Genomic DNA, 21,296 nt, shown 5'->3' on the forward strand with positions numbered 1-21,296 from the left:
TGAGTTAATCAAGATGACAATTGTGCGAATTTCCGCCCTGACGGGCCTGGCACTGATGGTTTCAGGCGTGGCGACAGCCGCCATATCGCTGGACAGAACTCGGGTGATTTTTGACGGCGCGGCAAAATCCGTCAGCCTGCGCCTGACCAATGAAAATAAAACACTGCCGTATCTGGCGCAGGGATGGGTGGAAGATGCTCAGGGTAAAAAAATCACCGATCCGCTGGTGCTGCTGCCGCCGGTTCAGCGCATTGAACCAGGCGAGCAGAGTCAGATCAAGGTGCAATCCACCGCGGGGATCCAGCGCCTGCCACAGGACAGGGAGTCGCTGTTCTATTTCAATCTGCGCGAGATCCCGCCCAAAAGCAGCAAGCCTAATACGCTGCAACTGGCGCTCCAGACCCGCATCAAGCTCTTTTATCGCCCGGCCGCTATTGAAGTGCAGCGTGCCGATTATTCCACGCCGTTTCAGGAACAGCTGACCCTGACGCGGGTAGGGGATAAATACCGCGTGAATAATCCGACGCCGTATTACATCTCGCTGGTGAATGCGTCTTCGACGCTCACTGGCAAAGCGGCGGCAGGCTTCAAGCCGATTATGGTTGAGCCGAAAGGTCAGCTGGTGCTGACACCTTCTGCTGCTGCGCTCGGCAGCGCACCAGTGCTGACTTACGTCAACGACTTCGGTGGCCGCGCAAAGCTGATCTTCAGCTGTGGCGGCAACGAGTGCAAAGCCGTTCCGCAGGAAAAGAAAAAATAACCGTCGGGAGAGTGGCATGACTATCGCGTACTGGAAAAAGGGGAGCGGGCTCGTTCTGATGCTGCTGGCAGGATCGCTAAATGCCGCGGACGAATTGGTCGATGGCAACTATGGGCTGCTGCACGTGCGCGGTGCGCTGACGGAAAGCGCCTGCCGTCTGGAGATGGACTCCGCGTGGCAGGAGGTGGACATGGGGACGACGGCAACGGGTGCGCTTAAAAAGCCAGGCGACCAGGGTACGCCGGTGCGGGTGGAGATCCATCTGGAGGATTGTATGCCATCACCCACCTCAGTACGCGATGCGTGGAGCGGCGATTTGCTCTGGAGTCGGGATCAGCCTTCGGTCACGGTCAGCTTTGTTGCGCCGGGAGAGTTGTTTAATCCGGGCCTGGTCCGCGTGACCGGGGCCAGCGGGTTAGGGCTACACCTGACCGACAGACTGCACCGTTCGGTTCGTCTTAACGATGAGGGGCATCCGCTGTTGCTGGAGTCAGATGACAACACGCTTTTTTATTATCTCACGCCGGAACGTACCTCTGCACCGCTGGTGGCCGGGGCATGGCAGGCGCTGATCCACTTCAGGCTTAATTATGACTAGTTCACGTTTTGCTCTGCTTATCGCTTTGTTGCTGGCCAATCCAGTGGCCTGGTCATCCCTGACGGTAAACGTCACCGGCGTGGTCGTGGAGGGAGTGTGTGAAATCAACAACGGTGAAACCGTCCACGTGGATTTTGGCAGCAACCTGCAGGCGCGCCAGCTGGACGGTGAGAACTTTATGAAAACCATCGACTATTCGCTGGTCTGCGAAGATCTGACCTCCAACGATCTGGAGATGCAGTTTGAAGGCGCGGCAGCCTCGTTTAGCGACGACTATCTGGCCACAGACCGCGAAGGGCTGGGGATCAAATTGTATATGAACGGAGAATCGATGCCGCTAAATACCTGGATGCCGTTTACCTGGCCGGAGGTCCCTGTCTTGCAGGCCGCGCCGATTAAAGATGGCGCATCAACCGTGGAAACGGGCGTGTTTAGCGCGTCAGCCACGCTGAAAATTCAGTATCAGTAGGAGAATACTCCATGAAAAAAATGTTCTTTGCGCTTCTTCTGTTCCTCGGCATGGCATTTTGTCACACCGCTTCAGCCTCAATCTGGAGTTGGATCGACACCCTCAAATCGTGCGGCTCGAACTCCTGCTACGACTACACTTTCACGATTGCCGACTGGGATGAAAATGACGCAACGCCAAATCCATGCTATCAGCTCTCGGCCTGTACTCTGATCATCGGACACAGACATAATGTTGCGGGGACTTCAGGACCAGGAATAGAGCGTTCCTGGGACGCGGGGTCCTATCCGTTTTTGATCACCGCAGAGACAATGGGTGAGGTAAGTCAGCAGTTTAAAACCATTTTCACGTTCCCTTATTCGTCCACGACGCGGCACAGCGGTGTGGCTGTCAATTGGGAAGAGTGCGTGGGTTTTTTTTACGCAGCGGGCAAAAACCTTGGTAACAACGCGTCAAACGTCAACCAAAGCGCTTTTCAGGGCCACCCTATGATGCCAGGGAGTATTTGTGGTGTTGCTCCACAGCCCAGCGGTTCCTGCGATTTCAATCAGGACGTACTGACCCTCGACCACGGCACGCTGACGCATCAGGAGCTTGACGGGCATGAAGTCAGTGAAAACGTCAGTATTAACTGTACGACATCACAGACGCTCAAGCTGTATATCTACTCCGCAGACAACGTGCAGTTGCGTGACGACGGCAGTCTCTATTCCGAGCTTTATATGAATGACAACGTACTCGGCACGTCGGGCTTCACTCTGGACGTCGCCGAACAGGAAAATGTCGTTGTGAAATCAGTTCTTCATACAAATGGCAGCGTGGCGGCAGGTGAGTTTTCGGGCTCCACTGTGATGCTGATTACAGTGGAGTGATGAAAATGACTGCGTTGCCCTTGAACAATATCGATCTCTACTGCGCGCTTATGATGGGGGAGATCGTTCCCTATTATCAGCCGCTGATTAACAGCCGGACCCAGCGTTTGTACGGGCTGGAAATATTAATGCGCTGGTCACTCTCTGAGGAGAATGCCTCGCCCCTGGCGCTTATCCGCGCATTTGACGAGAACGGCCTGTTGCCTGAAATGATGCAACACCTGATGCGCAAGGTTGCGGCAGATATTAACGAACTGGATGCATTGCTGCCTGTTGGGCTTCATCTTTCGCTCAATGTGACCTCTTCACAGGTCGCGAAGCCCGGCTTTGTGTTTGATACGCTCTCGTTTCTGGCATCCATTCCTCTGGAAAAATATTGTCTGGTGGTCGAGGTCACCGAAGAGCAACCATTGCCGCCTACGCCTGAGGTTACGGGCGCTTTTCTGAAGTTGCAGCTGGCGGGGGTCGAGATCTATCTGGATGATTTTGGTACCGGCTGCTCTAATCTGGAATACCTTGAGCAATTTAGCGTGGACGGGGTGAAGGTGGACCAGCTTTTCGTTAAGCATCTTTCCTCTGATAAAGCGTCAACATCCATTGCAGCGATGGTTGCTGGCCTGGCGAAAGCGCGGGGTCTTGGCATCATTGCTGAAGGGGTTGAAACCTCTGAACAATCACAGCTGCTGCGCGATATGGGGATTGTTATTCAGCAGGGCTATCTCTTTTCCTTCGCATTAAGTCAGTCGCAGTTACGGGAGTATCTTGCCGCCAGACGGTTACATTTTCAGATGAAAAACAGGAAATAAGAGAGTCGTTGATTATAATTTGTCATGACGTAAGTAAAAATTTCTAGACAGTATGATACGCAATTGAACGGGTATTTTGTCACTTTATTCCAATACGCTAAACTAGCTATCGGCATTAACGCCATGAAGAGTGTGGATTAATATTGGAGCTGGTGACAGTGTTATGCATTTCATATTAAACAATAATGTCTCTTTCAACGTTGCTGAAAGGACAGTGTCGGATGGAAAAACGCAACATGTGCTTTCTAATCCGGCATGCAGGCTTCTTCTCGTACTCCTGGAGAATAATAACCGGCTAATGACCAGAGAAGAACTTTTGCAGAAGGTTTGGGGCGATTTTGGATTAACCCCATCCAGTAATAGTTTGAATAATAATATCAGTATATTGCGTAAGATTTTCACTGAGTTTGGAATTCATGATGTGCTCAAAACTGTCCCTAAACAAGGCTTTGAGTTGGCGCTGGAAAATCTTCAGGTCAATGAAAAGTCCAGAGACTATTTGGTGATGCAGGCGATTTCAAAACCTGAAAAAGAGCCCAGTGTACATAAGACCCGGTTGATTAAATGGACCGGCGTGTTGTTCATTATTATTGGATTAGCAATCGCTTTATATCTCAATTTTTTCGACAAACGTGAGGATGTCACGCTTTTAAAACAAGTGCAGCAGTGCAAGATCTTTTATCACAGCAAAGTGAATGCAAAGAGAGTGGAACACTATTTCTCTGAAGGAAACGGGATGAAATTGCTGACGAAGTGTTCAACGCCTGCCTATATTTTTTACGATGACAGTAAAGTGCATGAGAAAACTGAGCTTCTTGAAATCTTTGTCGCAAAATGTACGGTCGATAGTGAAGGGGAATTTAGTGAATGTAAAAACTTCGTCTCGACTAAAGTGGGCTAGCCTTGCTATGTTGTTGATCGCGGTATTTATTGGTGCGTTGCTGTATGTGCCCAAGGATACCCGCGTGCTGGATTGCACAGCAGATATGAATCTTGAGCTGGGTAAAGACCATGACAAGATCGTCGCCAACATCCATCTCGTCGTTCACTTCGTTCCAGATGAGCTCAGCTACATTACCGAGTATGGGGTCGTGACCTACAACAACCAGCGCTATATCGTCGATCGCTATGCCCGACTGCGTTATTCTGGAGATAACCGTCACTCTTTTAATGAATTTAAAAGAGAAGAGATAGAGAAGAATATTAGTGAAACACTACCTGACTCTTTATCTGAAAAACTCACTTCAGCACAAAAGGTCTTTTTATTTAAGGTGCGGAAGTTACAGGGTGAAATATGGAGCATTAGCGATTTGCGGCGTACGGTATTAGTGTGCGCTAAATCAGACTGATGCCGTTATTTTTTTAATTATATCTCCGCCTCTTAATGTTAAGAGGCTGGAGTCTTTTTGTCTTTAAAATGCATTTGGGTGTAAATTTCATGCCATTAAACGTTCTGATAACACAGGATAGTTATCTCTTTCATGGGTTGAAACACTGTATTTCTCTTAAACATATTCAGGATCTTACACTACTTGAAACCTCACATCGAGAGTGTGTGGTTCTGGTAGACAGCAGAATGCCGATGAACGACCTTGAGCACGGGTGGCGGTTTCTCTCGGCTATGTTTGAGCGAACTAAGGCTATTATGCTTTGTATGAATCAACCCGTGAGCTTGCCCTTCAGCGTAAAACCCTGTGGAGACACTGTTGATATGAAAACCAGCCCAGAAAATATATCGCTGATGATCCTTAATAAAATCTCTATTGCAATGCCGGATAAATGGTCACCGCCGGTGCGAATAAAAATAGAAGAAAGAGAGGTTGCATTAATTAATGCGTTTCTGTGCGGAAAGGATATCGAAGAGATGGCAACGATGTTTTGTTGTTTGATGTAGCCCCCTGAAACACCAGACAGTAGCTGTATCTCCAGATAAGAGATAGGCTTGAATATATGTCTAACACTAACACCAATTTTGAGATGACCGGGATCCTGTTAGGGCAAGAAGTCCGTAAACGTAAAACTCCTCAGGAGAAGATCGCCATTATCCAGCAGACGATGGAGCCGGGTATGAATGTCTCCCATGTCGCCCGCCTGCATGGTATCCAGCCCAGCCTGCTGTTTAAGTGGAAGAAGCAATATCAGGAAGGCAGCCTCACCGCCGTTGCGGCTGGAGAGGAAGTCGTTCCTGCTTCTGAGCTTACTGCTGCTCTGAAGCAGGTCCGGGAGCTTCAGCGCCTTCTGGGCAAGAAGACGATGGAAGTTGAGATCCTGAAAGAAGCCGTGGAGTACGGTCAGTCGCGAAAATGGATAGCGCACGCGCCCTTGTTGCCAAAGGACGGGGAATAGCCATGGTCAGCCGGACCATGGGCGTGTCGCGTGCGCAACTGTCACTGCGGATTAACCGTTCTGCCGACTGGCAGGACAGGCGCTGTAACCGGCGTAATGAAGAAGCAGACGCAGAAATACTGTCGGCTATCCTCAACATTATCAGCGATATGCCGAGTTATGGTTATCGACGCGTGTGGGGCATCCTGCGCAAGCAACGTCGCACAGAGGGACAGCCACCTGTGAATGCCAAACGGCTTTACAGGATAATGAGCGAGCATAACCTGTTGTTGTTGCATCACAAACCAGAGCGACCGAAGCGTGAACATAAGGGCAAGATAGCGGTGGCAGAAAGCGATATGCGCTGGTGTTCAGATGGCTTCGAGTTCGGCTGCGACAACGGCGAAAAACTGCGGGTAACGTTCGCGCTGGACTGCTGCGACCGTGAGGCCATAGACTGGGCAGCAAGCACGGGAGGCTATGACAGTTCGACCGTGCAGGATGTGATGCTGAGGTCGGTGGAAAAGCGCTTCGGCGACAGGCTGCCCGACACAGCGGTGCAGTGGCTGACGGACAACGGTTCAGCATATACCGCGCATGAAACGCGGAGGTTCGCCAAAGAGCTGAATCTGGAGCCATGTACAACAGCGGTGAGCAGCCCGCAGAGCAATGGCATGGCCGAACGGTTCGTGAAGACGATGAAGGAAGACTATATCGCGTTCATGCCGAAACCGGATGTGAGAACAGCCCTGCGAAACCTTGCAGCGGCGTTCACGCATTACAATGAAAATCACCCGCATAGTGCGCTGGGATATCACTCTCCGAGAGAATACCGGCGGCAGCGGGCATCGTTAACTTAAGATACAAAAGCTGTCCGGAAATGGCGGGTCAAGATCAACGATGTTTTGTTGTTCTCAAAAGGAGGTCTATAAGCTTAGAGACAAAGTTTGCCAGCGGCTTAACGTCAGGCATTTTTATATTGCTTGTTTATATATTTTTCGCCACGGGTTACTGCAACGGTCTTATACGTTACCCGAAACCTGGTTATGGTATTAAAAGCGAAGACGCGAAACGGTAACCCGCGTCACCGTTTCGCATTTCATTACGCAGCCTCCGCCAACATAAACATCCCGTACGGATGGATCTCAAGGTAGTACGCATCGCCCACGTCCGGCTGCAGGCGCGTGGCGTTCACCTGAAGTAAAATCTCCTGCCCGTGCCAGTCGACAATCACCTCATACTGCGGCCCCATATATGCGACGTGGCGGATAGTGCAGCGCTGGCTCTCCTCGCCGCGCTGGCTTAGCGTAATCGCCTCCGGACGCACACCGACCGTACCTTCGCCCTGCGTAGCAAAATGCAGCGGTCGCGGCAGACGGTAGCCGTAGATTTCCACGATATCCTCGCTGAAGCGCGCCGGGAAGAGGTTGGCATCCCCCATAAAACTCGCCATAAAGCGAGACGCCGGCTGTCGATAGAGATCCTGAGGCGAGCCAATCTGCATAATGTTGCCCTTGTTCATCACCAGCACGGTGTCGGAGACCGCAAACGCCTCGCTTTGATCGTGCGTCACGTACAGCGAGGTGATGTTGAACTGCTTTTGCAGTTCGCGAATTTTGTCCCGCATGCTGCGCCTGAGGTTCGCATCGAGGTTGCTCAGCGGTTCATCAAATAGCAACACTTTGGGTTTGAGGATCAGAGCGCGGGCCAGAGCCACGCGCTGCTGCTGGCCGCCAGAAATCTGATCCACGTAGCGATCTTCAAACCCCTCCAGGTCAACCATCGCCAGGGCTTCTTTGACCCGTGATTTTATCTCCGGACGCGAAACGCCCAGCATCTTCAGACCGTAGCCCACGTTCTCGCCCAGCGACATATGTGGGAAGAGCGCGTAGGACTGAAACACCATACAGATATCGCGCTGCTGAATGGAGCGGTGGGTCACATCCTCTCCATCAATGTAAATCTGTCCTTCGGTCGGTTTTTCCAGCCCGGCGACCAGGCGCAGCACGGTAGTTTTACCGCAGCCGGACGGGCCGAGCAGCGTTACCATTTTTCCCTGCGGGATCGCCAGGTTGATGTTTTCAATTACTGTGTTTGCGCCAAAGCGTTTGGTCACGTTGCGCAGTTCAACAAAATGTTTCTCAGTCATAGTGTTATGCCTGGTTTTTGGCTTTAGAACGGGAGATACGCGCCTCGCCGATCAGCCAGTCAAAGAGGAAAATGATCGCCAGCATGACCACAATCAGGATCGAGCCGTAGGCAATCGCCACGCCGTATTCACCGTCTTCCACACGGTTCAGAATGTAGGCCGTTGCCACGCGGGTATCCGGCGTGACGAGGAACACAATGGCGCTGACGGTGGTAATGGCACGCACAAAGCTGTAAATCAGTGCCGATAAAATGGCCGGACGCAGCAGCGGCAGCAGGATGTGGGTGATGGTGCGCAGGCTTCCGGCACGCAGGCTCAGCGAAGCCTCGTCCAGCGACTTGTCGATCTGCCCTAATCCCGCGATCCCGGCGCGAATGCCCACCGGCACGTTACGCATTACCATGGAAATAATCACGATGGCGGCGGTGCCCGTGAGGTACACCGGCGCGCTGTTAAAGGCCAGAATGTACGACACGCCCGCCACGGTACCCGGTACGGCAAAGCACAGCATGGTAGTGAACTCGATGGTCTTTTTACCCCGGAACTGCTGGCGCACTACAACCCAGGCAATCAGCAGGCCGAAGGCGGCGGTGATCGGCGCGGCAATCCCGGCGTAGAGCAGGGTATCGAGCAGCGAAGGCCACGCGCCGTCGCTCATCCCCTGCCCGAACAGCTTGATAAAGTTATCCAGCGTCAGGGTGTAATCCACGCCCCAGTTGACGGTAAAGCTGCCGTAGAAAATGCTGCCGTAGAGCAGGGCGTTAAAGGCGATCCACACCGCCAGCAGGGCGATCACGCTCCACACCAGCGTCACCGGCAGCGGCTGCACGTCTCCGCGGTACGATTTACCGGACACGGTTACGTAGGATCGCTTGCCGATCCACATGTACTGAATGCAGAACACCAGCAGCGAGAACAGCAGGAGGAAGGCTCCGAGGGTACTCGCCGCCTGATAATCCAACTGTGAGCCGGTAATGTAGAAGTAAATCTGCGTGGCCAGCACGTCGAAGTTCCCGCCCAGCACCAGCGGGTTACTGAAGTCGGCCAGCGACTGTACAACCACGATTAAGAACGCATTTGCCAGCGCCGGTTTCAGCAGCGGCACGAAGACGCCGTTAAAGGTCTGCCAGCGGCTGGCGCGTAGGGTGTACGAGGCCTCTTCCAGCGACGGGTGGATGGTTTTGATTGCGCCGTCGAGGATCATAAAGGCCATCGGCGTGAAGGCCAGCACCTGCGCCAACCAGATGCCGGTGAAGCCGTACAGCCAGTTAGTGTTGGTTAACCCAAACCAGTCCACCATCAGCTCCGTAATATAGCCAGAGCGCCCCATCATAAGTGTAACGCCCAACCCCACCACGAACGGCGGGGTAACGATGGGCAGAATCGAGAAGATACGGCCAATGATGGCGCTGCGTTTGGCGATGCGCGTGGTGTATATCGCCAACACCAGCCCAAAGAAGGTGCAGCCGATCCCGACGGCAATCGACAGCATAATCGAATTGATGATGACCTGAATAATGTGCGCCTGGGACAGCACATTCATGAACGCCAGCGGGGCGAATTCACCTGCGTCGTTGGTGAACATCGGAATGAAAATGGCGATGCTCGGCCAGACGATAAAAATCCCGATCAACGCCACGATGGTAATCAGCGAGCCGATGACAAAACGATCGCCGCCCAGCCACTCCAGGCGGGTGAGGGCCAGCGTCATGATGGCGCCCAGGGCGACAAACAGCACGATGGTGGCATAGCCTAAACCGCGTCCTTCCACGGTGGCGCTGATGACCACGAACGCCATACACAGCAGTGCCCAGCCCGCGTCAAGGTAGTGGCGGCTGCGCTGCTCGCGCTTTGCTTCGTTAAACGGACGTACCAGCAGCAAGCTCGGCAGCAGGTACCACAGCCAGCTGATGTTGAACTGGGACCAGCCGTAGGCGTCGAGGATCTCATCCCCGGTCGACTCCAGCAGGCCGTAATCAAGGCTCCAGCTCGGCAGCAGGGCAAAGGCCAGCCAGCCGAGTAAAACCCACAGGAATACCGCATCCCGTTTTTTGGCGGGATGAAGAGCATGTGTCTGTGACATAAATTTTCCGGGTGTTGGATGCCCGGCAAATGAATGCTGCCGGGCGATGACCACTGTTCGCGGGCTTATTTACCCATCTTCACGTCGCTGACCCATTTATTGATCAGCGCTTTACGCACGTCCGTGGAGCCGTACTTGTCCATGTCATAGCTGATGAGCTTGAGGTCATCGAGCTTGAGCGAGTTCGGTGAGGTCTCGGCTGTGGTGTTGGTCAGGATTTGGTAGGATTTGCCCTTCTTCCACGCCAGCTCCTGCGCTTCTTTGGAGAGCACCCAGTCCACGAACAGCTTCGCGTTCTCTTCGTTGCGCGCGCCCTTCAGAATGCTTACACCGCCAATTTCATACCCGGTGCCTTCGCAGGGAGAGATCAGTTCCAGCGGTGCACCCTGCTCTTTTTCCAGCGAGTAGTCGTGCAGGAAGCCGATGCCGATGGCGGTTTCACCACGTGCGGCGTTACGCGCCGGGGCAATGCCGGATTTGGTGTACTGAGACACGTTGCCGTTCAGCTGTTTCAGGTAGTCGAAGGCCTGATCTTCCCCCCACAGCTGGACGAAGGTCGCCAGCGCGGTATAGGCGGTGCCGGAGCTTTGTGGATCGGCAATCTGGATCTCGCCCTTGTATTCCGGTTTGGTCAGATCCTTCCAGCATTTGGGCACCGGCAGATTTTTCTCTTTCAGGCGCTGGGTGTTAACGCCAAAGCCTAAGATCCCGACATAGACCGCAGAGGAGAGGTTGCCCTTCACCTTGGCCGGATCGCGGAATTTCTCCATGATCTGTTCCAGGTTTTCCGATTTATAGGGCTGGAGTAACCCCATCTCACCGGCCTGGGACTGCGGATCCAGCGTGCCGCCGTACCAGACATCGGCCTGCGGGTTTTTCTTCTCGGCATCCACCTTCGCCAGCGTGCTGCCGGAACCGTTGCGGATAAACGAGGTTTTAACATCGTACTTTTCACCGAATGCTTTGGTTTCCACTTCGCACATTTCGTTAGTGGCGCTGCAGTACACCACCAGACGGCCTTTGGCCTGTGCGGCACCGGTTAAGGTAGCCAGTGCGATCCCGGAAGCAATGAGGGTAGAGAGAAGCGTTGTTTTCATTATTCAGCCCTTTTTATGACGTTATGTGACTGCGAGAAGCGGTGATGCCCGCCATCAGCAAGGGCATCAGTAATAAACCCATCAGGACGGCGGCAATCGAGAGCAAACTGAACATCCCTGACCAGCCGTAGCGTTCAATCACCTGCGACAGCGGCCACCCGGCCAGCGAGGCACCCAGATAGGCAAATACGCCGAGAAAGCCGGTAATCGAGCCTGCCGCCAGTTTGTGTCCACACTCAACGGCGGCAAGGCCAATGAGCATCTGCGGACCGAAGACGAAAAATCCGACCGTAAAAAAACACATCGCCAGCAGGGCATAGTGATGAACCGGTGCCAGCCACAGCGCAGCGACAGACACCATCAGCCCCAGCGTGAACAGCAAAATCATCGGTGCACGCTGGCCGCTGAACAGCAGATCTGATCCCCATCCAGCAAATAACGCGCCCAGTAACCCGCCCACTTCGAACAGCATCACCGTGGCGTTGGCGCTAAGCAGGTTCACGCCGTGGCTTTCTGCCAGCCAAATATTGCCCCAGTCGTTCAGGGCGATGCGGATGAGATACACCAGCACATACGACGCCCCGAGCAGCCAGATCATCGGGTTTTGCAGCATGGTGGTACGCAACATCTGCCATAACCCCATCGTCGGGCTTTGCTGCTGCTGGCGCAGCTCCAGCGGATCGCTACGCCACTCCCCGACCGTGGGCAGACCCTCTTCCTGCGGTGTACCCCGCAGTTGTATGGTCAGCCACAGGCCGAGCACGATGCTGATGATCCCCGGTGTCAGCATCGCCGCCTGCCACCCCCATCGATGGGCGGCAACGGCGCAAATCAACGGAATAATCGCGCCACCGATATTGATGGAGGTATTCCAGCAGCCCCACCAGAAGCCGCGTTCGTTACGCGAATACCAGTGGGTCAGCAGCCTGGCGCAGGGCGGCCAGCCCCAGCCCTGAAAGAAGCCGTTCAGCGTCCAGATAAACAGAAGCAGCGGGAACGCATCGCTAAAGCTGAACAGCACGTTCAGCACGCCCGTAGCCAGCAGCCCGATGCCCATAAACGCGCGCTGTCCGTGGCTGTCGTTCCAGAGCCCGGCGGCGAATTTGGACAGCCCGTAGCTGAGATAAAACAGCGAACCGATAAGCCCGATATCGCCCTTGCTCAGCCCCAGATCCAGCTGCAGCGCGGGTAAAACATAGTTCAGACTTTTTCGCGTCAGGTAAAACGCGGCGTAGCCAATCGCCATACAAAGGAGCAGCCTGGGGCGCAGCGCCCGGTAACGTTGTGAAACCTCTTCAGCAGACAGTGCGTGCATGGCGTTCTCCGTTTGAGATGACTGTAGGGAAGTGCGGCATAAATGGGATGAGACAAAGTCTGGAGTGACTAAGACTTTTTCCTGGTCAGAGCGGCGTTTGTTGCAAATTTGTGGGCAGGTTAACAATTACGCGCGTCCCTGGAAGGGATTCCAGCGTCAGTTCGCCGCCGAGCGCAGAGACGCGCTCGCGCATGCCCTGAATGCCAAAGCCGGGCTGCTGCTGCGGGCTAATGCCGCTACCGTTATCGTGCACCTCAAGGTACAGCCGCGCGTGCCGCTGGCAGAGCAGAATTGTGACTTCGCTTGCGTTGGCGTGTTTGCAGACGTTGTTGAGCAGCTCCTGAAGCAGGCGATATAGCGTAAAGACCAGCGTTTCGCTCTCCGGCGGCGTGGGAAGCCGGTAGTCAAAGTGGCAGCGGATCCCGCGTTCAGCAAAGGCGAACTCGTTGACCAGGTGGTGCAGAGCCTCGTGGAGCGACAGCTCTTCCAGCACGGGGGGGCGAAGCTGGCGCAAAAGCTGGCGTGTGGAGTGGTGAATACGCCGCGCGAGATCGTTGATCTGTCCAGCGGCCTCAATGGCGAGCGGCGTATCGCTCGTCCGCTTCACCAACTGAGACTGAATCTGGATAGCGGTGATGTTCTGGCCAATCTCATCATGAAGCTCGCGCGCCAGCAGCTTGCGGGTGTCCTCTTCGGAATGGATCAGTTTCTCCGCCAGCGCCCGCCTGGCCTGAAGTTCATTCTCAAGCCGATGGCGATAGCGTTCGAGGTTCATCGCCAGATGCTGCTGGCGGCTGATAGCGATTCCCAGGCCAATCCCCAGCAACGACTGGGTAGAGAGAAAAATTTCCAGTTCGAGAAGGTCGCTAAATCCGACGCCCACCTGGCGGGCAATGGTGATCATCATGCTGCCGAGCAGCCCGGAAAGGACACCACCCTGCCAGCCGAATTTCCACGCCATCACCACGTTGGGCAGGAACACGATAATCAGCAGCAGCCGCTCCAGCGCCGGGGAGAGCACCATCTGCGTGCCGATGCCGATAATGAAAAACAGGCTGCACCAGATAATCAGCGAGGTGCGCAGCGGCGGATTGCTGGTGTCCAGCCCCAGCAGATGGTAACGATGCTGCTGGCGTAAAAATTCGAAGACCAGATAGACGAACGGCGTAAGCAGCACGCCACCCGTAAATGAGCCGAGCAAAAGCAGCGTGGCCGGGCTGTCCAGAAAGGGCGACAGGAGCAAGGTTTGCAGTAGGGCATTCACCGTCACCGCCGCAATCAGGGTCGACAGCCGCTGCCAGTAGAGCGGGAAACGGTGCCAGTACCGCTGCGCCAGCCAGGCGCTGACTATGCCGATAAGCGGCACAGTTAGCATCATATAACGTGTGAGGAGTTGCTCGCCGTGCAGCCACAGAATGGCGGCAAGGGGGGGAAGAATTAATGCAGGCCAGTAGTGGCGTGAAAGTAAAATCATCAGTGCCAGCCACACCCCCTGCGGCAGAAACAGCACCGCCTGCTGGCCGTTGTGGGTAAGGTAGAAACTCAGCGTCCACAGCATCAGCCAGCCGGTTCCCCAGGCCAGCATAATGAACAGGGACAGGATCAGATGCCGGACAGCGCGCCGCATCAGTGACCCGTCAGCAGTTGGTTATCAAGCGCAAAGTGCACCAGGTCGATGGTGCTGTTGCACTGAAGCTTGCCCAGTACATTGGCACGATGAACGTGTACTGTTTTATGGCTCAGCGCAAGCGTATAGGCGATCTCCTTCACGCTTTCTCCTTTCACCAGCAGTTCAAACACTTCGCGTTCGCGCGGGGTGAGCGCCTCAAGCACTTTTGGCATCGGCTCGCCGCCGCGCAGCGCTTTTACCGCATCGGCACACAGATAATGCCCGCCCATGCCGACGGTGCGCACGGCCTGCACCAGTTCCTCCGGGCCGCAGCGCTTGGTCAGATAGCCGCTTGCACCCGCGTCGAGAGCACTTTGCACAAAGGCCGGGGTATCGTAGATGCTCAGGATGATGGCGCGAAACGTTGGCCGCTGCTGGCGCAGGCGCTTGAGCAGGCTAAGACCGTTTTCGTCCGGCATCGCAACATCCATCACCGCCACGTCGATATCGTTACGCGACAGGACGGGCCACGCCTCTGCAGCGCTGCTGAACTGACCCTCTACGACTAAATCCTCTTCCAGATTTAACAGTTGGGCGAAACCGGAACGCACCACCACGTGATCGTCCACCAGCACCACTTTAATCATCTCGACACCTTTTGCTCATTCGTTGACCTATGATGCCCGTTGCCGACGGGCTGGCAATACTGCGGCTGCGGTTATGGAATCGATGTAACAAAATTGCAATAAAGCCACAGCCCACTTTTTTTAACTATCCTTTCCCGCTTTTTTTCTAAAAACGAATCGTTATTAGCGATTCGTTTTAATTCCTTTATCAAAATTCCCGCGCCGGAAATACTGCCCTCATAACAACAAGGGGAGCAGACAGGATGGCAATTACATCGCGAATTACATTACTCGGCGCGCTGGCGCTGTGGGCATTTCAGGCGCAGGCGGTGGACGTCACCGTCGCGTATCAGACCTCCGCAGAGCCTGCGAAAGTCGCGCAGGCGGATAACAACTTTGCCAAAGAGAGCGGCGCAAACGTCGACTGGCGTAAGTTCGACAGCGGGGCGGCCGTGGTGCGTGCGCTTGCGTCCGGCGACGTGCAGATTGGTAATATCGGCTCCAGCCCGCTGGCGGTAGCGGCCAGCCAGCAGGTGCCGATTGAAGTTTTCCTCCTCGCTTCACAGCTGGGTAACTCCGAAGCGCTGGTGGTGAAGAAAAACATCACCAAACCGGAAGACCTGATCGGCAAGCGCATCGCCGTGCCGTTCATTTCGACCACTCACTACAGCCTGCTGGCGGCGCTGAAACACTGGGGCATCAAGCCAGGCCAGGTGCAAATCATTAATCTGCAGCCACCGGCGATTATTGCGGCCTGGCAGCGCGGCGATATTGATGGCGCATACGTCTGGGCACCGGCCGTCAATGAGCTGGAAAAAGACGGCACCGTGCTGACCGACTCCGAAAAAGTGGGCCAGTGGGGCGCGCCAACGCTTGACGTGTGGGTGGTGCGCAAAGATTTTGCCGAGAAACATCCTGAGGTCGTGAAGGCCTTTGCCAAAAGCGCCATCGACGCTCAGCAGCCCTATATCAGCAACCCGGATGCATGGCTGAAGCAGCCTGCCAATCTCGAAAAACTGTCCCGTCTGAGCGGCGTGCCGCAAGCGGACGTTCCGGGGCTGGTGAAAGGGAATACCTATCTCACGCCTGCCCAGCAGGTACAACAGCTGACCGGGCCGGTAAACAAAGCGATTGTCGATACCGCCACGTTCCTGAAAGAGCAGGGCAAAGTGCCTGCGGTGGCGGCGGACTACAGCCAGTACGTGACCGATCGCTTTGTGAAATAAGGGGGCTGCGATGCTGACTATTACAAATCTGTCTGCTGATTACGGTGGCAAACCGGCTCTGGAGAACATCAACCTGACGCTGGAGAGCGGTGAGCTGCTGGTTGTGCTTGGCCCGTCCGGGTGCGGGAAAACAACGCTGCTGAATCTGATTGCCGGGTTTGTGCCATATCAGCATGGCTCCATTCAACTGGAAGGTAAAAAAGTGGAGGGCCCGGGCGCTGAGCGTGGGGTGGTCTTTCAGAACGAAGGTCTGCTTCCCTGGCGCAACGTGCAGGAAAACGTGGCGTTTGGGTTGCAACTGGCGGGCGTAAGCCGCGAGCAACGGCTGGCAACAGCACGGGACATGCTCAAAAAGGTCGGTCTTGAAGGGGCTGAAAAACGGTTTATCTGGCAGCTTTCCGGCGGCCAGCGTCAGCGGGTTGGAATTGCCCGCGCGCTGGCGGCCAATCCGCAGCTTTTGCTGCTGGATGAGCCGTTCGGGGCGTTGGATGCCTTTACCCGCGAGCAGATGCAAACCCTGCTTTTACGCCTGTGGCATGAAACGGGTAAACAGGTGCTGCTGATCACCCACGATATCGAAGAGGCGGTGTTTATGGCGACCGAGCTGGTGCTGCTGTCCCCTGGCCCGGGGCGCGTGCTGGAGCGGCTGCCGCTTGAGTTTGCCCGTCGCTATGTCGCGGGGGAGCCGGTGCGCAGCATCAAATCCGATCCGCGGTTTATTGAACAGCGTGAATACGTCTTAAGCCGTGTGTTTGAACAACGGGAGGCCTTCTCATGAGCATCGTCTTCAGCGAGAAAACGCGACGCGCGCGCCCGGTCTTACGCTGGCCTTTCTCGCGCCAGATAACACTCAGTGTCGGCACGCTGCTGGTGCTGCTGGCGGTCTGGTGGCTGGTTGCCGCGCAGGCATGGATCAGCCCGCTGTTTCTGCCGCCGCCGGGGCAGGTGCTGGCAAAACTCATCACCATTGCCGGGCCGCAGGGCTTTATGGACGCTACGCTCTGGCAGCACTTGGGTGCAAGCCTGGCGCGCATTCTGGTGGCGCTACTGGCGGCGGTGATAATCGGCATTCCGGTCGGGATCGCGATGGGCTTAAGCCCGACGGTGCGCGGGATCCTCGATCCGCTGATTGAGCTTTACCGTCCGGTGCCGCCGCTGGCCTATCTGCCGCTGATGGTGATCTGGTTCGGCATCGGTGAAACGTCAAAAATCCTGCTGATTTATCTGGCGATTTTCGCCCCGGTTGCCATGTCGGCTCTGGCGGGTGTCAAAAGCGCCCAGCAGGTGCGGATCCGCGCGGCGCAATCGCTGGGAGCCAGCCGGACACAGGTGCTGCTGTTTGTGATTTTACCGGGCGCACTGCCGGAGATTTTAACCGGATTACGCATCGGCCTTGGCGTGGGCTGGTCAACGCTGGTGGCGGCAGAGCTGATCGCCGCCACCCGAGGGTTAGGGTTTATGGTGCAGTCGGCGGGGGAGTTTCTGGCGACTGACGTGGTACTGGCCGGGATTGCGGTTATCGCCGTGATCGCCTTTGGATTAGAACTGGGGCTGCGTGCGCTGCAGCGTCGTCTGACGCCCTGGCATGGAGAAATACAATGAGTGAACGTCTGACCATTACCCCGCTGGGGCCATATATTGGTGCGCAGGTGTCGGGCCTGGATGTGACCCGTCCGCTGAGCGATAACCAGTTTGAGCAGCTTTATCATGCGGTGCTGCGCCATCAGGTGGTATTCCTGCGCGAACAGGCAATCACCCCGCAGCAGCAGCGCGCCCTGGCACTGCGCTTTGGCGATCTGCATATCCATCCGGTTTATCCGCATGCGGAAGGGGTGGAGGAGATTATTGTGCTCGACACGCATAACGATAACCCGCCGGACAACGACAACTGGCACACGGATGTGACGTTTATCGAGACGCCACCTGCAGGGGCGATTCTTTCGGCGAAGCTGCTGCCGGAGACGGGCGGCGATACGCTGTGGGCCAGCGGCATTGCGGCCTTTGAGGCGCTGTCCGCACCCTTCCGTACCCTGCTGAGCGGCCTGCGGGCGGAGCATGACTTCAAAAAATCGTTCCAGGAGTACAAGTATCGCAAAACAGAAGCGGAGCATCAGCGCTGGCAGGAGGCGGTTGCGAAACATCCGCCGCTGCTCCATCCGGTCGTGCGCACCCATCCGGTAACCGGCAAGCAGGCGCTGTTTGTGAATGAGGGATTCACGACGCGGATTGTGGACGTGACGGAAAAAGAGAGCGAGGCGCTGTTACGTTTCCTGTTTGCGCATATCACCAAACCGGAGTTTCAGGTGCGCTGGCGCTGGCAGGAGAACGATCTGGCGATCTGGGATAACCGCGTGACGCAGCACTATGCGAATGCGGATTATCTGCCACAGCGTCGAATTATGCAGAGGGCGACAATTTTGGGAGATAAGCCGTTTTACCGTCCTTGAACCATCGCACCCGTAGGCCGGGTAAGGCGTAGCCGCCACCCGGCAATTGTGCACCGTTCTTGCCGGGTGGCGCTGCGCTTACCCGGCCTACAAAAAACCGCACAGTTAAAGGTGCGCCTCAATATACCGCTGATAGCGGTTTGCCTTGAGGTAGCACAAGTCCACCAGCACCAGCCCGTCGATGCAGTTGTTGAACGCCGGGTCGCTGCCAAAATCGATAAACTGCACGCCGCCGGGTTCACACAGCTCGGAATACTGTTTGTAGAGCGGTGGAATACCGCACCCCAGATTACCGAGCAGGGATTTCAGCTTCGTCAGGTCATCCACGTAATCGACCCCGCCAAACTGCGCCAACACGTCCGGCAGGGAGGCCGGATAAGGCTGACGTGACGCGGCTAAGGGATGTGTCGCCGGGAACCAGAGGCGGTAAAACGCCACCAGCAGATCCCGTGCGGCAGGCGGTAAGCCACCGGAAATCGAGACCGGGCCAAAGAGGTAGCGGTAGTGCGGATAACGTGCCAGATAGGCACCAATACCGGACCACAGATAGTCCAGACCGCGACGACCCCAGTAGCGCGGTTGAATAAAGCTGCGCCCCAGTTCAATACCGTGTTCCAGCACGTCCTGCATTTTATCGTCGTAGTGAAACAGACTGTAGCTATAAAGCCCTTCCAGACCGCGTTGCTCGACCTGTCTGGCAGTGGGCATAAAGCGATAGGCGCCGACGATCTCCAGATCGTCTTCATCCCACAGGATCAGGTGCAGATAGTCATCGTCGTAACTGTCGGTGTCCCGACGTTTACCGCTCCCTTCCTCCACGGCGCGAAACGCGATCTCGCGCAGGCGTCCCAGCTCGCGCAGCAGGGGAGCCTCTTCCTGTCCGTTGCGTTGCCACAGATAAATAGTTTTGCCATCGCTGGTTTTGCCCAGACATTCAGCCTGGGCCAGCTCGCGCTTCAGCGTGGCCCGGTCTTCCGGACGGGCAATGGCGCATTGGGTTTTAAAGACGCCAGGCACTCCCTTGCCAAGACGTATCACGTGCTGACGGCACTGCTCGGCCATCTCACGCGATGAAAGGGTTGTGCTATACCAGTGATGCCAGGCTATCTGCTGGCCGATCTTTATCGGTAGCTGGCTGTGGCGGCGGCGGAACATCTGCTGCATCAGCAAGAGCATCGATACGGTGGGGGACACCAGCGTGCTGGCATAAAAGAGCAGGCTGTTGTGTGCCTGAATATGCACCGGCAGCAGCGGTACGCGCAGCTTACTGGCGAGTTTAATAAAGCCGGGGTGCCATTTTTTATCGCGGATCCCTTTGCGCGTAGGACGGGACACTTCTCCCGCCGGGAAGAAGATCAGCACACCTGCGTTTTGCAGATGCTGTTCCATCTGCATCAGGGACATTTTTGCCGTTCTGCCGCCCATATTGTCCACCGGAATAAACAGCGAGCTAAGCGGTTCAAGGTGGGTCAGCATCCGGTTAGTGACGACTTTCACATCGCGCCGTACACGGGAAACGGCATACATCAGCGCCAGCCCGTCCAGCGTTCCGGTTGGGTGGTTGGCAATAATGACCAGCGGGCCATGTTCAGGGATTTGTTCGAGATCGCGGGCGGAAACGGTGCAGAGTATATCGAGGTGCTCCAGAACTTGCTCCACCATATCCAGGCCTTTCAGATGGCGGTGTGTCGCGGCAAATTGCTGGAATTCTTCTTCGTAGAACAGTCTTTTTAACAGACTTTTTTGCCAGGGTGCAGGCCTCGCCTGAGGCCAAAGGTCGTCGAGAACGCTATCGAGACTAAACATGGTTACTCCTCCTGCCGTCTTGCTCAGACAGTAGAAGGGAGAGATGTCGGTTGTATTGCAGTTTGGTGAAGATTAGCGCAGAGAGGAGGCCGGGTAAGGCGAAGCCACCACCCGGCGCTAAAGCGGATTAACGCAGAATTTTCTTCTCGGCCAGATCCAGCGCAAAGTAGCTGAAGATCAGATCCGCGCCAGCACGTTTGATCGCGCCCAGGCTTTCCAGGATCACTTTCTCTTCGTCGATGGCACCCGCCTGCGCGGCGAATTTGATCATCGCGTACTCGCCGCTCACCTGGTATGCACCCAGCGGCAGCTCGGTGCGCTCGCGAATGTCGCGCAGAATATCCAGATATGCGCCAGCTGGTTTCACCATCAGGCAATCTGCGCCCTGGGCTTCATCCAGCAGCGATTCACGGATGGCTTCACGGCGGTTCAGCGGGTTCATCTGATAGGTTTTGCGATCGCCCTTCAGCGCAGTACCGGCCGCTTCACGGAACGGACCGTAGAACGAAGAGGCAAACTTGGTGGAGTAGGACATGATGGCGGTATCGGTGAATCCGGCCGCATCAAGCGCCTGGCGGATCGCCTGAACCTGCCCGTCCATGGCAGCGGAAGGTGCGATGAAATCCGCACCGGCTGCTGCAGCTACCACCGCCTGCTTGCCGAGATTCAGCAAAGTGGCGTCGTTATCGACACCGTGATCGCACAGCACACCGCAGTGGCCATGAGAGGTATATTCACAGAAACAGGTGTCTGACATGACGATCATTTCCGGCACGGTCTCTTTGCAGATCCGCGACATCCGGGCGACCAGACCGTCCTCTTTCCAGGCATCGCTGCCGGTAGCGTCAGTGTGGTGGGAGATGCCAAAGGTCATCACCGAGCGGATCCCCGCGTTGGCGATACGTTCGATCTCACGCGCCAGATATTTTTCCGGAATGCGCATCACGCCTGGCATGGCGTCGATGGCTTTGTAGTCATCGATCTCTTCTTCAACAAAAATCGGCAACACCAGATCGTTTAAGGTCAGTGTTGTCTCTTCAAACATAGCGCGCAGTGCAGGTGACTTGCGCAGACGACGGGGACGAGCAATTAAATCGGTCATGATATG

21 protein-coding genes are annotated in these 21,296 nt (G+C 55.6%); 13 read left to right on the forward strand and 8 right to left on the reverse strand.

Annotation, left to right across the window (positions count from 1 at the left end; genetic code table 11):
* Positions 1-13 precede the first annotated feature (13 nt).
* The 9 genes from ECL_RS05395 (at position 14) to ECL_RS05435 (ending at position 6,690) form a co-directional block, all read left to right on the forward strand.
* Complete coding sequence (locus tag ECL_RS05395) at positions 14-760, forward strand: fimbria/pilus periplasmic chaperone (protein ID WP_013095778.1); 747 nt, start codon at positions 14-16, stop codon at positions 758-760.
* Positions 761-776: 16 nt separating this feature from the next.
* Complete coding sequence (locus ECL_RS05400) at positions 777-1,358, forward strand: fimbrial protein (protein WP_013095779.1); 582 nt, start codon at positions 777-779, stop codon at positions 1,356-1,358.
* A complete protein-coding gene (locus tag ECL_RS05405) occupies positions 1,351-1,827 on the forward strand; it encodes a fimbrial protein (protein WP_013095780.1) in 477 nt (158 codons plus the stop codon). Before ECL_RS05400 ends, ECL_RS05405 begins: the two co-directional genes overlap by 8 nt.
* Positions 1,828-1,838: 11 nt before the next feature.
* Positions 1,839-2,699 (forward strand): MrpH family fimbial adhesin, encoded by an 861-nt coding sequence (locus ECL_RS05410; protein WP_013095781.1) that lies wholly within the window; start codon positions 1,839-1,841, stop codon positions 2,697-2,699.
* Positions 2,700-2,704: 5 nt separating this feature from the next.
* On the forward strand, positions 2,705-3,505 hold the full coding sequence (locus ECL_RS05415) for an EAL domain-containing protein (protein WP_013095782.1): 801 nt from the start codon (positions 2,705-2,707) through the stop codon (positions 3,503-3,505).
* A 163-nt stretch (positions 3,506-3,668) separates the two neighbouring features.
* Positions 3,669-4,406 carry a winged helix-turn-helix domain-containing protein gene (locus ECL_RS05420; RefSeq protein ID WP_038418769.1) on the forward strand — a complete coding sequence of 246 codons (738 nt, stop codon included), beginning with the start codon at positions 3,669-3,671 and terminating at the stop codon, positions 4,404-4,406.
* A gap of 7 nt (positions 4,407-4,413) precedes the next feature.
* A complete protein-coding gene (locus ECL_RS05425; protein ID WP_013095784.1) occupies positions 4,414-4,854 on the forward strand; it encodes a hypothetical protein in 441 nt (146 codons plus the stop codon).
* Positions 4,855-5,087: 233 nt separating this feature from the next.
* The gene (locus ECL_RS05430; RefSeq protein WP_176682056.1) at positions 5,088-5,399 is read left to right on the forward strand and encodes a hypothetical protein; all 312 of its coding nucleotides are present in this window, start codon (positions 5,088-5,090) and stop codon (positions 5,397-5,399) included.
* 83 nt (positions 5,400-5,482) lie between these two features.
* Positions 5,483-6,690 (forward strand): IS3 family transposase gene (locus ECL_RS05435; RefSeq protein ID WP_087776199.1). Its coding sequence is split into 2 segments (ribosomal slippage): positions 5,483-5,804 and positions 5,804-6,690, totalling 1,209 coding nucleotides; the frame shifts between segments, so codons are not numbered across the junction.
* 242 nt (positions 6,691-6,932) lie between these two features.
* On the opposite strand, the gene fbpC is transcribed toward ECL_RS05435, so the two are convergent.
* From fbpC to ECL_RS05465, 6 genes are all read right to left on the reverse strand, one after another.
* The gene (gene fbpC / locus ECL_RS05440; RefSeq protein WP_013095787.1) at positions 6,933-7,979 is read right to left on the reverse strand and encodes a ferric ABC transporter ATP-binding protein; all 1,047 of its coding nucleotides are present in this window, start codon (positions 7,977-7,979) and stop codon (positions 6,933-6,935) included.
* Positions 7,980-7,983: 4 nt separating this feature from the next.
* A complete protein-coding gene (locus ECL_RS05445; protein WP_013095788.1) occupies positions 7,984-10,062 on the reverse strand; it encodes an ABC transporter permease in 2,079 nt (692 codons plus the stop codon).
* Positions 10,063-10,127: 65 nt separating this feature from the next.
* Complete coding sequence (locus ECL_RS05450; protein WP_013095789.1) at positions 10,128-11,159, reverse strand: ABC transporter substrate-binding protein; 1,032 nt, start codon at positions 11,157-11,159, stop codon at positions 10,128-10,130.
* A gap of 13 nt (positions 11,160-11,172) precedes the next feature.
* Complete coding sequence (gene uhpC / locus ECL_RS05455; protein ID WP_013095790.1) at positions 11,173-12,474, reverse strand: MFS transporter family glucose-6-phosphate receptor UhpC; 1,302 nt, start codon at positions 12,472-12,474, stop codon at positions 11,173-11,175.
* An 85-nt stretch (positions 12,475-12,559) separates the two neighbouring features.
* Positions 12,560-14,101 (reverse strand): MASE1 domain-containing sensor histidine kinase, encoded by a 1,542-nt coding sequence (locus ECL_RS05460; RefSeq protein ID WP_013095791.1) that lies wholly within the window; start codon positions 14,099-14,101, stop codon positions 12,560-12,562.
* The gene (locus tag ECL_RS05465) at positions 14,101-14,730 is read right to left on the reverse strand and encodes a response regulator transcription factor (RefSeq protein ID WP_013095792.1); all 630 of its coding nucleotides are present in this window, start codon (positions 14,728-14,730) and stop codon (positions 14,101-14,103) included. Before ECL_RS05465 ends, ECL_RS05460 begins: the two co-directional genes overlap by 1 nt.
* A gap of 242 nt (positions 14,731-14,972) precedes the next feature.
* Between ECL_RS05465 and tauA the strand changes: the two genes are divergently transcribed.
* The 4 genes from tauA to tauD are packed head-to-tail and all read left to right on the forward strand — an operon-like array spanning position 14,973 to position 18,382.
* The gene (tauA, locus tag ECL_RS05470) at positions 14,973-15,935 is read left to right on the forward strand and encodes a taurine ABC transporter substrate-binding protein (RefSeq protein WP_013095793.1); all 963 of its coding nucleotides are present in this window, start codon (positions 14,973-14,975) and stop codon (positions 15,933-15,935) included.
* Between the two features lie 10 nt (positions 15,936-15,945).
* Positions 15,946-16,713 (forward strand): taurine ABC transporter ATP-binding subunit, encoded by a 768-nt coding sequence (gene tauB, locus ECL_RS05475; RefSeq protein WP_013095794.1) that lies wholly within the window; start codon positions 15,946-15,948, stop codon positions 16,711-16,713.
* Positions 16,710-17,537, forward strand: coding sequence for a taurine ABC transporter permease TauC (tauC, locus tag ECL_RS05480; RefSeq protein WP_013095795.1), 828 nt, complete (start codon positions 16,710-16,712; stop codon positions 17,535-17,537). Before tauB ends, tauC begins: the two co-directional genes overlap by 4 nt.
* On the forward strand, positions 17,534-18,382 hold the full coding sequence (gene tauD / locus ECL_RS05485; protein ID WP_013095796.1) for a taurine dioxygenase: 849 nt from the start codon (positions 17,534-17,536) through the stop codon (positions 18,380-18,382). Before tauC ends, tauD begins: the two co-directional genes overlap by 4 nt.
* A 105-nt stretch (positions 18,383-18,487) precedes the next feature.
* On the opposite strand, the gene olsF is transcribed toward tauD, so the two are convergent.
* Both olsF and hemB read right to left on the reverse strand, forming a co-directional pair.
* Complete coding sequence (gene olsF / locus ECL_RS05490) at positions 18,488-20,188, reverse strand: bifunctional ornithine lipid synthase OlsF (protein ID WP_013095797.1); 1,701 nt, start codon at positions 20,186-20,188, stop codon at positions 18,488-18,490.
* A gap of 127 nt (positions 20,189-20,315) precedes the next feature.
* Complete coding sequence (gene hemB, locus ECL_RS05495) at positions 20,316-21,290, reverse strand: porphobilinogen synthase (RefSeq protein WP_013095798.1); 975 nt, start codon at positions 21,288-21,290, stop codon at positions 20,316-20,318.
* Between the last annotated feature and the right edge of the window lie 6 nt (positions 21,291-21,296).

Origin of the sequence: Enterobacter cloacae subsp. cloacae ATCC 13047 (assembly GCF_000025565.1) — a bacterium.
Taxonomy (GTDB): domain Bacteria; phylum Pseudomonadota; class Gammaproteobacteria; order Enterobacterales; family Enterobacteriaceae; genus Enterobacter; species Enterobacter cloacae.

Coding starts and splice junctions, on each gene's coding strand:
- ECL_RS05395 (WP_013095778.1), top strand. CDS start 14: ATGACAATTGTGCGAATTTCCGCCCTGACGGGCCTGGCACTGATGGTT.
- ECL_RS05400 (WP_013095779.1), top strand. CDS start 777: ATGACTATCGCGTACTGGAAAAAGGGGAGCGGGCTCGTTCTGATGCTG.
- ECL_RS05405 (WP_013095780.1), top strand. CDS start 1,351: ATGACTAGTTCACGTTTTGCTCTGCTTATCGCTTTGTTGCTGGCCAAT.
- ECL_RS05410 (WP_013095781.1), top strand. CDS start 1,839: ATGAAAAAAATGTTCTTTGCGCTTCTTCTGTTCCTCGGCATGGCATTT.
- ECL_RS05415 (WP_013095782.1), top strand. CDS start 2,705: ATGACTGCGTTGCCCTTGAACAATATCGATCTCTACTGCGCGCTTATG.
- ECL_RS05420 (WP_038418769.1), top strand. CDS start 3,669: ATGCATTTCATATTAAACAATAATGTCTCTTTCAACGTTGCTGAAAGG.
- ECL_RS05425 (WP_013095784.1), top strand. CDS start 4,414: ATGTTGTTGATCGCGGTATTTATTGGTGCGTTGCTGTATGTGCCCAAG.
- ECL_RS05430 (WP_176682056.1), top strand. CDS start 5,088: ATGAACGACCTTGAGCACGGGTGGCGGTTTCTCTCGGCTATGTTTGAG.
- fbpC (WP_013095787.1), bottom strand. CDS start 7,979: ATGACTGAGAAACATTTTGTTGAACTGCGCAACGTGACCAAACGCTTT.
- ECL_RS05445 (WP_013095788.1), bottom strand. CDS start 10,062: ATGTCACAGACACATGCTCTTCATCCCGCCAAAAAACGGGATGCGGTA.
- ECL_RS05450 (WP_013095789.1), bottom strand. CDS start 11,159: ATGAAAACAACGCTTCTCTCTACCCTCATTGCTTCCGGGATCGCACTG.
- uhpC (WP_013095790.1), bottom strand. CDS start 12,474: ATGCACGCACTGTCTGCTGAAGAGGTTTCACAACGTTACCGGGCGCTG.
- ECL_RS05460 (WP_013095791.1), bottom strand. CDS start 14,101: ATGCGGCGCGCTGTCCGGCATCTGATCCTGTCCCTGTTCATTATGCTG.
- ECL_RS05465 (WP_013095792.1), bottom strand. CDS start 14,730: ATGATTAAAGTGGTGCTGGTGGACGATCACGTGGTGGTGCGTTCCGGT.
- tauA (WP_013095793.1), top strand. CDS start 14,973: ATGGCAATTACATCGCGAATTACATTACTCGGCGCGCTGGCGCTGTGG.
- tauB (WP_013095794.1), top strand. CDS start 15,946: ATGCTGACTATTACAAATCTGTCTGCTGATTACGGTGGCAAACCGGCT.
- tauC (WP_013095795.1), top strand. CDS start 16,710: ATGAGCATCGTCTTCAGCGAGAAAACGCGACGCGCGCGCCCGGTCTTA.
- tauD (WP_013095796.1), top strand. CDS start 17,534: ATGAGTGAACGTCTGACCATTACCCCGCTGGGGCCATATATTGGTGCG.
- olsF (WP_013095797.1), bottom strand. CDS start 20,188: ATGTTTAGTCTCGATAGCGTTCTCGACGACCTTTGGCCTCAGGCGAGG.
- hemB (WP_013095798.1), bottom strand. CDS start 21,290: ATGACCGATTTAATTGCTCGTCCCCGTCGTCTGCGCAAGTCACCTGCA.